Annotated in this window: 4 protein-coding genes; 1 reads left to right on the plus strand and 3 read right to left on the minus strand. The window is 63.4% G+C overall.

Annotated features, from left to right (window positions below; translation table 11 throughout):
• Positions 1-222 precede the first annotated feature (222 nt).
• Positions 223-2,511 carry a YgiQ family radical SAM protein gene (locus PCLY_RS01405; RefSeq protein ID WP_061237459.1) on the plus strand — a complete coding sequence of 763 codons (2,289 nt, stop codon included), beginning with the start codon at positions 223-225 and terminating at the stop codon, positions 2,509-2,511.
• Positions 2,512-2,632: 121 nt separating this feature from the next.
• On the opposite strand, the gene PCLY_RS01410 is transcribed toward PCLY_RS01405, so the two are convergent.
• From PCLY_RS01410 to PCLY_RS01425, 3 genes are all read right to left on the minus strand, one after another.
• A complete protein-coding gene (locus PCLY_RS01410) occupies positions 2,633-3,361 on the minus strand; it encodes a class I SAM-dependent methyltransferase (protein ID WP_061237460.1) in 729 nt (242 codons plus the stop codon).
• Between the two features lie 669 nt (positions 3,362-4,030).
• Complete coding sequence (locus tag PCLY_RS01420; protein ID WP_061237462.1) at positions 4,031-5,515, minus strand: TolC family protein; 1,485 nt, start codon at positions 5,513-5,515, stop codon at positions 4,031-4,033.
• 53 nt (positions 5,516-5,568) lie between these two features.
• Entirely contained in the window at positions 5,569-12,225 is a 6,657-nt protein-coding gene (locus tag PCLY_RS01425) for an Ig-like domain-containing protein (protein WP_231740094.1), read from the minus strand.
• Positions 12,226-12,285: the final 60 nt, after the last annotated feature.

Below are 12,285 nucleotides of genomic sequence, written 5' to 3' on the forward strand. Positions count from 1 at the left end.
TGTTATCGGACGAAAACAAATATGGTGTAGGGCCAATGCCATGAGATGGCCAATTCTTGCGCGCTCTCATTATCGAGGCTGACGGCCCGCGGCTCGGGTTGGTCAGGTTTGAGCGCCTGTCAGTGCGCTTACAGACACCATAAAACCCAGCGTATTGGTCTGGTTTGGTCAAAATTTGTGCTATGATCCGCGCCCCTCGTAATAGCCCGCTGATCAAAAAATATGCAAGCCGCCAAGCCGCTGTTCGACTATCCCAAGTACTGGGCCGAGTGTTTCGGGCCCGCACCCTTCCTGCCGATGAGCCGGGAAGAGATGGATCTGCTCGGCTGGGACAGCTGCGACATCATCATCGTCACCGGTGATGCCTACGTCGATCATCCTTCGTTCGGCATGGCCATCATTGGCCGTCTGCTCGAGGCTCAGGGCTTTCGCGTCGGCATCATTGCCCAGCCGGACTGGCGCAGCAAAGACGACTTCATGAAGCTCGGCGAGCCGAACCTGTTCTTCGGCGTCGCGGCGGGCAACATGGACTCGATGATCAACCGCTACACCGCGGACAAGAAGATCCGCAGCGACGATGCCTACACCCCCGGTGGCCTGGCCGGCAAGCGTCCTGATCGCGCCAGCCTGGTGTACAGCCAGCGCTGCAAGGAAGCCTTCAGCCATGTGCCCGTGGTGCTGGGCGGCATCGAGGCATCCTTGCGCCGTATCGCCCACTACGATTACTGGCAGGACAAGGTGCGTCGCTCGATCCTGATGGATGCCACCGCCGACATCCTGCTCTACGGCAACGCCGAGCGCGCCGTGGTCGAGATCGCCCAGCGCCTGTCGCGCGGTGAGCAGGTCGACGCCATCACCGATGTGCGCGGCACCGCGTTCATTCGTCGTGACACGCCGGCAGGCTGGTTCGAGGTCGACTCTACGCGCATCGACCGCCCCGGCCGCGTCGACAAGATCATCAACCCTTATGTGAACACCCAGGACACCGAAGCCTGTGCCATCGAACAGGGCAAAGGCGAGGTCGAAGACCCGAACGAAGCCAAGGTCGTGCAGATTCTCGAAAGCCCGCGCATGACCCGCGACAAGACGGTGATTCGCCTGCCGTCGTTCGAGAAGGTACGCAACGACCCGGTGCTCTACGCCCACGCCAACCGCGTGCTGCACCTGGAGACCAACCCGGGCAACGCCCGTGCGCTGGTGCAGAAGCATGGCGAAGTGGACGTGTGGTTCAACCCGCCACCCATTCCGATGACCACCGAGGAAATGGACTACGTGTTCGGCATGCCCTATGCGCGTGTGCCGCACCCGGCCTATGGCAAGGAAAAGATTCCGGCCTACGAGATGATCCGCTTCTCGGTGAACATCATGCGTGGCTGCTTCGGTGGCTGCACCTTCTGCTCGATCACCGAGCACGAAGGCCGCATCATCCAGAACCGTTCGCACGAGTCGATCATCCGCGAGATCGAGGAGATGCGTGACAAGGTGCCGGGCTTTACCGGCGTGGTCTCCGACCTCGGCGGGCCGACTGCCAACATGTACCGCATCGCCTGCAAGGACCCGGAGATCGAGAAGCACTGCCGCAAACCGTCGTGTGTGTTCCCTGGCATCTGCGAGAACCTCAACACCGACCACTCGTCGCTGATCGAGCTGTACCGCAAGGCGCGTGCGCTGCCGGGCGTCAAGAAGATCCTGATCGCCTCCGGTCTGCGCTACGACCTGGCCGTCGAGTCGCCGGAGTACGTCAAGGAGCTGGTGACCCACCACGTCGGCGGCTACCTGAAGATTGCCCCGGAGCACACCGAACGCGGCCCGCTGGACAAGATGATGAAGCCGGGGATCGGCAGCTACGACCGCTTCAAGCAGATGTTCGAGAAGTTCTCGAAGGAAGCGGGCAAGGAGCAGTACCTGATCCCGTACTTCATCGCCGCGCACCCCGGCACCACCGACGAGGACATGATGAACCTCGCCCTGTGGCTCAAGCGCAACGGCTTCCGCGCCGACCAGGTGCAGGCCTTCTACCCGTCGCCGATGGCCACGGCCACGGCCATGTACCACTCGGGCAAGAACCCGCTGCGCAAGGTCACCTACAAGAGCGATGGTGTCGAGATCGTCAAGAGCGAGCAGCAGCGTCGCCTGCACAAGGCTTTCCTGCGTTACCACGATCCGAAGGGCTGGCCGCTGCTGCGCGAAGCCCTGGAGCGCATGGGGCGCAGCGATCTGATCGGCAACGGCAAGCATCAGCTGATCCCCACCTATCAGCCGCAGACCGATGAGTATCAGAGCGCGCGGCGCAAGAACTCGACGCCGGCTGGCAGCAAGAAGGTTGGCAAGATCCTGACTCAGCACACCGGCTTGCCGCCTCGCGCCAGCGACGGCAGCAAACCCTGGGACAAGCGCGAGCAGGCCAAGGCAGCAGCCGAGGCGCGTAATCAGCAGGCTGCGCGCGAGCGTGCAGGTGCGGGTAAAGGCAAGGGCAAGAAGCCGTCGAAGAAGCCCGCAGTGCCGCGCTGAATCATCGACGCCGAACAAAAACGCCAGCATTGAGCTGGCGTTTTTGTTGCAGAAGCCCAGATCGGGGCCTGGCAGAGGGAGAGCTTCAGCTCGCCATTGCTGTCGTGACGTGCGGCTCGTTTCAGTTTGCGCTGAACCGGCAGGTCAGATAACGGTTGCTGGGGCCATAGCGCAGGATCGACCACAAGCGCCTGAACAGGTACAGCGGATGACTGCGGTAATACGTCAGCACGGCATTGCCGACGCCTTCCGAGCGATGCTGGCGGGCCTCCTTTTTCTCGGGTTTCTTGAACAACCCGGAAAACTCCCAACGCTGGATCTGCTCGAAGCGCTCCTGCGCGCGCAGGTCGTGACGGCGGAACAGGCGCGCGAAGCTCGCCGGGCTGAAGTCATGGAGATGGTGCGGATTGCCGTCGAGCGTGGGGGTCGTCGGCACCGAGGCAATGATGCTGCCGCCGTGGGCCAGCAGTCGTGCGAGGTTTTCCACCAGGCGCACCGGGTCTGGCAGATGCTCGATGGTCTCCAGGCTGACGATGCTGTCGAAGCCTTCGCTGTCGGCGAAGGTTTCGGCATTGGCACACAGATAGCGCAGATTCGGTCGCTGGTAGTTGGCCTGGGCATAGGCGATGGCATCGGGGTCGATGTCGATACCGACGATCTGCTTGTCCGGATGTCGCTCGGCCAGCAACGCACTGCCGTAACCGCAGCCACAGGCCATATCCAGCACGCGTGAGCCTTGCAGCGAGTTGCTGGCGAATGCATAACGCTGCAGGTGCAGGTCGAGAGTGGCCTGGTCGGCGGCCAGGCGTTCATCCATCTTCAGGGGATAGATGCGTTCGAGGGTATGCATGGCGGCCTGTCCTTTGGCGACGAGGGAAGGTGTGGCGGTCCGTAGTCTGTTGCTTCCCGATCAGGGCTGCAAGCACCTTGCCGGGGCTGATGGTGCTGGGTGTGATGCGCCGCGGGGCTTGCTTATCTTTATTCTGGAGCCATGGTTGCAGAATATGAACGGCAGCGGATTCACGTCATGCGTGTTGCTGTTGCCCCTCTCCCTGTCTGGTCCCTGTTGCTGGCTGCATACGGTGAGAATCAAGTGCTGCCTGTAGCCAATCTCGACTTGCAGAAACAGCCGCAAACGCAGCTGATCAAGGCCGAATCGGGTGAGGTTATCTAGGGTCCGGCAGGCGCCTGGCAGCTTGGCCGCAGGCCTGAGCCTCAAGGTCCACAGCTCGCAGCGCGATGGAGCGGAGCTGTCGTCTGCACAGCACCGACTTAGGGTTTGTACGAAAAGTCGTCGAGCGAAGGTCAGGCGAGGCAAAAACGGGTGAGGAAGCGGAGTTTACGAGCTGTAAATGAGCATTCCGAACCTGTTTTTAACGAAGCATCACCGAGCGCAGGCACTTTTCGTACAGAGCCTAGCGTCATGATGCTCGAGTTGGGGCGTTCGATCACCTCCCGCCGCGAGGGGCGGGAGGTGATCGAGCGCCGGCTCGTCAGCCTCGAAGGCGAGTCTTGAGGACTAGAGCTGGCCAGCCTGCCACTGCGCTTCTCGGCTGGAGAGGGCGGCGGCGATGTCCGCGATGCTGTCGGAGGCGATGCTCTCCGGCAGCGGGTCGAGACCGACGCTGGCGAACAGCTGACCATAGCTGTTGCGCAACTCGGCGTAGGCCAGGTCGCGGCGTAGGTCAGCCTGCAGCGTGTTCAGCTCACCCTGGATCAGCTCCAGCTCGCCAATACCCTGTGCCTGGTAGCGATTGCGCAGTTGCTCGACGATCTGCCCGTCCAGCCCCGCCAGTTGCTGGCTGGTCTGGAACTGGCGCTGGGCCTCGCGGAAGTTGGCGTTTGCCACATGAAGCTGGGCGAGAATCGCCATCGACATGGCCTGGCGACGGGCGTCGGCGACTTCCTGGCCGGCCTTGGCGACATCAATGGCGGCTGGCGCGGAAAGTACGTTGAACAGGTTCCAGGTGACTTTCACGCCATAGTCGGCCCAGCTCTGGTTCACCAGGAAGCTGTTGCTGTCGTAGTGACCGCCAGCGGAGAACTCCAGGCCCGGCAACAGGCGCAGCATGGCCTTGCGAGTTTCAGCAGCACTGATGCGCGCCTGGTAATCCTGCTCACGCAGTTCCGGTCGACTGGCCAGTGCCTCCTGTTCCAGCGTGTCCAGCTCCACCTTGAGTTCCGGCATCTGATAACCGGTGTCAGGCGCCAGCTGGACCTGAGTGCCCAGTGGCAGGTTGATCAGGGTGGCCAGCTCGGTCTTGGCCAGCGACAGGGCACGGCGCTGCTCTTCCAGCTGGCGCGTGGCCTCGATCAGCGCGCGCTGATAGCTCAGGGCCTGGATCGGATCGCCGATGCGTTGTTCGCTCAGGCGCTGGCTGTTATCGCGTGCCTGGGCGACGCGTGCCATGAGGCTGTCGATCTGAGTCAGCAGACGATCCGCCGCCACGGCACGCCAGTAGGCCGAGCGCACATCCTGGATGATGGTATGCATCACCTTGCGGCGGCGCTCCTGAACGATCAGGCGCTGGTCGCCTTGCTGCTTGGCGCTGACGTAGCTGACGCCGAAGTCCAGCACGTTCCACACCATGGTCAGGTCTGCGACGCCACGGTCGCGGTCTTGCGAGGTGGATGGCTCCAGCGACTGGGTGCCGGTTTCGATGCTCTGGCTGCTGGAGGCGCTGATGTTGTTGCGCCCGGCGTAGCCGGCGGACAGTGCCATGCGTGGCAGCATGTCGAAGGTGGCCAGGTCGACCTGGCGCTGGGCCATGGCTTCTTCCATGACCTTAAGGCGTGCTTCGAGGTTGTACTTCACTGCGCGAGCCATGGCTTCGTGCAAGGTCAGCGGGCCACTGAGTGGCTCCTGATCCTTGAACATGATCGCCAGATCCTGCTGGGCGCGTTGCTCGCTTACGCTGCGGTCGATGGGTGTGCTGGTCACCGCACAACCGCCAACGGCTAACGCCAGTAGGCTGATACTGAAAAATTTCGCTGCTTTGCTCATCCTTGGACCGCCCCCTAGTACGGCACTCATTCGATTCTTATCTGTTGTGTCGATTACGCTTGTGGCATCTGCAACGGAATATCTCCCAGCGCCCAGGCCAGATCTCTTATCTGGCGTTGCTCGCTTTCACCTATCTCCTGCAGTTGCTGGCTCAGAGTCGCTGCTCCGAGAATCTCTCCCCCGCCCAAGCCACTGCCGGTGGAATTACCCCAGCGAAGCTGGATATCGCCTGACTCCTGCGGTACGTCCTTGCTGAACATGCTGGAGAAACTGCTGGTGCCGAATACTCCGCCGTCGCCGCCCCCAAAACCGAGGAAGCCGACAGCACCGCCAGAGGAGGCACCGCTATCGCTGCTGGAGAACACCTGGGCGATGTAGCTGGGCGACAGTGCGCCGTTGTTGATGAAGATGTTTCCCAGCGTAGGTATGCCACTGCCGATAGTTGGCACGTCGAACAGCGGCGGTGGCAGCAGTGGCGAGGTGGTAATGGGTGGCGGTGCGCTGGGCATGCTCGGTTGAGTTGGCGTAACCGGTGCGGTCGGTACGCTTGGTGTCGGGTTGGCACGGAACTCCGGATCGCCGGTATTGAGCCCTCCCAGCGTGTAGCCGGTACTGGAGAAATTGCTCTGCAAGGTGTTACCGATGCCATCAACGATGCCGCTACCGGCGGCCGTGAGTGACAGACCGAGGGCGCCCTGGCCGGTCACGCCGCCGACGGTAATGCGGTAAGTGCGTGCATCGACCTGGACCAGCGAGAGCAGGGTACCGCTGGCGCTGCCTGTTGTGGCCAGGGCGAAGTCGGCCAGATCGACGCCGTTGACGTCTTCGCTGAACGTGACGGTGAAACCGAGGGTGCTGCTGGTGGTGGGCGATGTTCCGTCGAGGGCGATGCCTGTCACCTGCGGTGCGGCTGCATCCACCAGTACGGCGGTGGTGGTGCCGATGTTGTTGAGAGCCGTAGCGGTATCGTTACCGGCGGCATCGCGCAGTGTCGCGCCGTTGGCCTGGAGACTGCTGCCGATGGCAATGCCGTTGCTGTCCTGCTGGCCATTGGCAATGCTCAGACGGAATACCAGTGCGGAGCTGCCTGAGCCGCTGAGGTAGTTGGCGTAAACGGTGCCGCCGGTATCCAGGGTGATTGCCAGGCGCGGGGTACCGCCTGTGGTGTCGACGGTCACCGCTTCGTCGAAGTTCACCGTGAAGTCGAGGGTGTCTCCCACCACGTAGGTGCCGTTGGCTGGCACGTTGACCGAGGTGACAGTCGGTGCCTTGCTGTCGATGGCGTAGTTGTTGGAGTCGGTGCTGCCGACGCCGGTGTTGCCGGCGGCATCGGCATAACCGGTGTTGTCCAGAGTAATCAGGTTGGTAGCGTCGGTGACGTCGGCGTCCGGTGTCAGGGTCGCCGTCCAGGTCAGCCCGCCATCGCCCGAGCTAAGGTTGCTGAGTGCACCATTGGCCACGCTGAAGTCGGTCGTGGTCAGCCCAGTCACCGCCTCGCTGAAGGTGATTGTGACGGTGGTGTTCTGGCCGGCCTTCAATGTCGTATCGGCGACCACGACGGTGGCCGTCGGGCGCTGGGTATCGATGGCGTAATTGTTGGAGTCGGTGGAAGCGCTTCCCGAGTTACCGGCAGTATCGGTATAGCCGGTGTTGTCCAGGGTGATCAGGTTGCTGCTGTCGGTGACGTTGCCATCTGGCGTCAGGGTGGCGGTCCAGGTGATGTTGTCCGAGGTGGACAGGTTGCTGAGGGTGCCGTTGGCCACGCTGAAGTCGGCGGTGGTCAGCCCGGTCACCGCCTCGCTGAAGGTGATGGTGACGGTGGTGGTCTGCCCGGCCTTCAGTGCGGTATCGCTCACCACGATGGCTGCCGTTGGGCGCTGGGTGTCGATGGCATAGTTGGCCGAATCGGTGCTGCCGCTGCCGATGTTGCCGGCCAGATCCATCACACCGCTGTTGTTGAGGGTGATGATGTTGCTGGCATCGGCGATGTTGGTACTCGGAGTGAAGGTGCCCGTCCAGGTCACGCCGCCATCGCTGCTGCTGAGGCCGCTGAGGCTGCCGTTGGCCACGCTGAAGTCGCCGATGTCCAGACCCTGCACGGCTTCGTTGAAGGTCACGGTGACGGTGGCGGTTTCGCCGATCCGCAGCGCCGTGTCGCTGAGAGTGATGCTGCTGGCAGCCGGGCGCACACCGTCCACCACCAGGGCCTTGTTGGCGCCTAGGGAACCGGCGGCCCCAGGCGTCGGCAGGGTGAGGATGGCGGACTGGCTGGTGCCGTCCTGAATGCTGCCGCCGTTGAGGTTCAGGGCCGAGGTGGAGGCGTAGTCGAGGTCGGCGGAGCTGTCGCCGGCCTGCACGGTGTAGCTGAAGCTCAGGGTGTCGGTGCCCGAGCCGGACACATAGTCGAGTACCCGGTCGGTGGTGCCGGTTTCCAGGGTCAGGGTCGGAGTACCGGTCACGTTCACCGCTGAGTCGAAGCGCACAGTGACGGTGATGACATCGCCGATCTTGTAGGTGCCGTTAGCGGTGCTGGACGAGACGCTGGTGACGGTCGGGGCGATGGGGGCGGTCAGGGTCAGGTCGTTGCCGCTGCTGCCGATGTAGCTGGTGGTCAGCTCGGTGCCGTTGCCGGCGGCGTTGAACTTGCCGCCCTCGCTGACGCCACTGAAGGTGCCGGTCACGGCATCGGCAGCATCGTTGACGATCACCGTGTAGCTGTCGCCACTGCCGGCCGCGTAGCCATGGGTGACCGCCAGGGCGGCGCCGGAGACGTCGACGGTGCCGTTGACCGTCACCCGGTCGTAGCCGGTGCCGGCGGTGGTGCCGTTGATGTCCAGCGCCAGGGTGCTGCCTGCATCCAGGGTCAGATTGCCGCTGACGGTCAGGGTGCCGGCGCCGCTGTTGCCCGGGGAGAGGGTGCCGCCGTTCTGCACGATGACGTCGCCACCCAGGGTGCCGCCGCCGGCCAGGGTGGCGCCATTGGCCACAATGGTAGCGCTGCTGGTGCTGCCGTCGACCACCAGGGTGCCGGCAGACACGCTGGTGGTACCCGTGTTGGTGTTGCTGCCCGACAAGGTCAGGTTGCTGGCGCCCGTCTTGGTCAGACTGCCCGTGCCACTGATGGTGCCGGACAGGGTGGCCGCAGCGCCGGCGTTGACGGTCACCAGGCCGGTCAGTGCCAGGGCATTGTCGATGGTGGTGTTGCCGGTGATCTGCAGGGTGGTGCCGTTGGCCAGGTTGAGGCTGCCGGCGCCCAGGTTGGCGTCGCTGGCAACGCTCAGGGTACCGGCGCTGACGCTGGTGCTGCCGCTGTAGGTGTTGTTGCCGGTCAGGGTCAGCACGGCGGAGCCGGCCTTGGTCAGATTGTTGTTGCCGCTGATCACCCCGGAGAGGGTGGTGTCGGCGCTGGTGTTCACGGTGGCAGCGCCACTCAGGGCGATGGCGTTGTCGATGGTGGTGGCGCTGGTCACCGCCAGGGTCGTGCCGGCGCCCAAGGTCAGCGTGCCGCTGCCGAGGTTGCTGTCGCTGGCCACGCTGAGGGTGCCGGCGTTGACGGTGGTGGCACCGTAGGTGTTGCTGCCGGTCAGGGTCAGGGTGTTGGCGCCTGCCTTGGTCAGGGTGAAGGCGCCGCTGATCACGCCTGACAGAGTGGCGTTGGCCGCCGCGCTGATCGAGGCATCGCCGCCGAGGACGATGCTGTTGTCGACATTGGTTGCACCGGTCAGCGCCAGGGTGGTGCCTGCGGCCAGGTTCACCGCCCCCGATCCCAGGTTGCCGTCGTTTGCGATCGACAGTGTGCCTGCGTTTACAAAGGTGGCGCCGTAGCTGTTGTTGCCTGACAGGGTCAGGGTGCCTGCGCCGGTTTTCGACAAGTCATAGGCACCGCTGATGGCTCCGCTGAGGGTGACGGCGTTGCTGTTGCCGATGCTGCTGTTGCCGGTCAGGACGATGGCGTTGTCGATGGTGGTGGGGCCAGAGACGTCGAGCACGGACCCTCCCGCCAGGTTGACGGCGCCACTGCCGAGGTTGCTGTCACCGGCGATCGACAGGGTGCCGGCGGAGACGCTGGTGGTGCCGCCGTAGGTATTGCTGCCGGACAGGGTCAGGGTGCCGCTGCCCTGCTTGACCAGCGAGCCGGTGCCGGACACCACGCCCGAGACCGAGGTGGAAGTGTTGTCGCCCCCGGAGGTAAGGGTGTAGCTGCCCAACTGGATGCTGGCGGTGGCGCTGTTGCTCGCCAAGCTGCCGATGGTCTGGTCCGACTGCAGGGTCAGGACGCTGTTGCCGTTGACCCGTACGGCGCTGCTGTCGGACATGGAGGCATCGCCATTGAGCTTGAGCCAGCCGTAGTTCAGCAACATGGTACTGCCGGTGTAGGTGTTGGTACCGGATAGGGTCGTCGAGTAGGTGGCGGATCCGATCTGGTTGAGATTCAGGCCGCCGGTGCCGCTGATATTGCCGGAGAAGGTGGTGTCCGCTGTCTGGTTCGTCGTCAGGCTGCTGCTGCCGAGGTTGATCGAACCCGCGCCGGAGAGGTTGCCGACGGTCTCGTTGCCGGCCAGCGCCAGGGTGGCTCCGGCCGAGACGTTCACGCTGCTGGTGCTGGCGATGGCATCGCCGCCGCTTACCGTCAGGGTGCCGGCGGAAATGCTGGTGGCACCGCTGAAGGTATTACCAGAGCCGGCCAGGGTCAGGTTGCCGGCCCCCGCCTTGGTCAGGGCACCGCTGCCGGCGACCACGCTGACGATGGAAGCAGTGTCGCCCGAACCGTTGGTGAAGGTCTGGGTAGTGCCGCCGGCCAGGGTGATGGTGCCGCCGGTGAGGGTCAGGCCGCTCACCGCATCGAGATCGAAGGTCAGACTCTCGTTGATCGACACGACATTGAGGTTGAGCGTTTGGCCGGCCAGGGAGCCATCGAAGACGATGGTCTGGGAGCCGGTGTTGTCGGCCGCGGCAATGGCGATGGCTTCGCTGAAACTCACACCATTGCTGACGTTGATGGCGGCGGTGTCGGTGTTGTTGGTTACGTATATGAAATCGCTGGTGACCGTGGTCGTGGCGTTGGCACTGCCACCGGCACCGTCATTGAGGGTAAAGCTGATGGTGGCGTCGCCGGCCGGCGTGTCGTTGCGGTAGGTGATGTGCCGCGCCACGTCGCTGACCAGCGCCGTGGTGGCGTTGGTGGAGCTGCTGGTGAAATTGACGGTCAGCACACCATTGCTGTTGGTGAAGGTGGCGAAGGTCTGGCCCCCCGACTGCAGATTGCTGCCGCTGACGGTGAACTGGGCGCCGCTGGTGTCGAATCCCAGCACATCGCTGCCCACCGCCGTGCCGTTGCGCTGGATCACCAGGCTGGCGCCGGACCAGTTGCCATTGCCACCATTCAGCGCGCCCAGTTCGGCATCGGTCAGGCTGGCATTGCTGCCCACATCGAGCTGCACGGTACTGCCCGCACCGGCCCAGGCGACGCTATCGCCGTTGAGGTTGCCAATCGTGGGAGGGTTATTGGCGCCTCTCAGGTCTGTCAGATTCAGTTGCTGCAGATCCATGTTGGCAACCGATGTGGCGCCGTTCAGGTTGGTCACGCGCAGGGTGAACGACGAGATGTCATTGAATTTGGATGCATCCAGATCGACGGTCAGTGGCCCTTGAGCAGTGCTGTAGGTGAATGACTCAGAGACGGCGACACCGCCAGAGGTGGCGCTGAAGTCGAGGCGATAGTTGCCGCCGAAACTCTGGATCACCATGCCGTCTAGGTCGAATGTACCCAGGTCGACGTTGTCTGCCGTCCAGGTCAGCTCGTAGTAGTAGTTGTCGTCGACATCCTTCACCGAACTGTTTTGAAAATAGATGGAGTCGGGTGAGCTGGCCCGGGTCGCGCCGGTCGATTCGGTGATGGTGAAACCGTCGACGGTATTGCTGCCGGTATTGTTGTTCCAGTAGGTATCGCTAAACGACTGGTTGGGCGAGGGCAGCGCCAGCAGATTGTCGTAATTCGCCAGTTGCGCCATGTCCAAAATCGCGTGATCGGCGATATCACCGCTACGTCGCTCCAGATCCCAGTCGCCACCCATGGCGGTAGCGCCGGTTCTGTCGGAGGAGGCGGCGATGTCGGCCTGGGTCAGCGCTGCCAGTTGTTCCACCAGCGCTGCACCACTCTCGCTACGGCCGATGTCGCAGCCGTAGAGCAGAATGTCGCCGTCGCTGCTGAGGCTGGCGCCGATGGCGGCCAGCTCGGTCGAACGGCTGGCGACGTTCTGGTTGTCCAGCGAGCTCGTGCCCAGTTTCAGCAGGCCCTGCTCGCCGTGGCTGAAAATATGGATGGCGTCGATGTCTTGCCGGCCTTGCAGATAGTCGGCGATCTGTTGCAGGCCATCGCGACTGCCGTCGAGTACCACCACCTCGACTCCAGGGCGTAGTGAGGCGATCAGTTGCTCCTTGTCGGCCACCTTGCCATCGATGAACACGAGATCCTGACGCTGGTCGGACGAGGCACTCTCTGGCGCTGCCGCCAGGGTGTCATGCGAGGCATCGGTGGTGCTGGGCGCATCCGGGGTATCGGTAGGCTGGCTGGCGGCGGTCTCGGCGACGGTAGCGGCCACGGCGCCGTCGAACATCATGCGGGCTTCGAGGCTGATGGCCAGGGGGGCGTGCAGCGAGCCAGCCTGGGGTTTGCTGCGGGTCAAGAATTTCGACAGATTGCGGAACATTTTGGACTTCCTCCCTGAACTCACCGCTCATGTTTCCTCTACTGCCGAGGCTCTACGTGG

This window comes from Ectopseudomonas composti, from assembly GCF_001567565.1.
Taxonomy (GTDB): Bacteria; Pseudomonadota; Gammaproteobacteria; order Pseudomonadales; family Pseudomonadaceae; genus Aquipseudomonas; species Aquipseudomonas composti_A.

Excerpts from the sequence above, each read along its gene's own strand:
- PCLY_RS01405 (WP_061237459.1), top strand. The coding sequence starts at position 223 with ATGCAAGCCGCCAAGCCGCTGTTCGACTATCCCAAGTACTGGGCCGAG.
- PCLY_RS01425 (WP_231740094.1), bottom strand. The coding sequence starts at position 12,225 with ATGTTCCGCAATCTGTCGAAATTCTTGACCCGCAGCAAACCCCAGGCT.
- PCLY_RS01410 (WP_061237460.1), bottom strand. The coding sequence starts at position 3,361 with ATGCATACCCTCGAACGCATCTATCCCCTGAAGATGGATGAACGCCTG.
- PCLY_RS01420 (WP_061237462.1), bottom strand. The coding sequence starts at position 5,515 with ATGAGCAAAGCAGCGAAATTTTTCAGTATCAGCCTACTGGCGTTAGCC.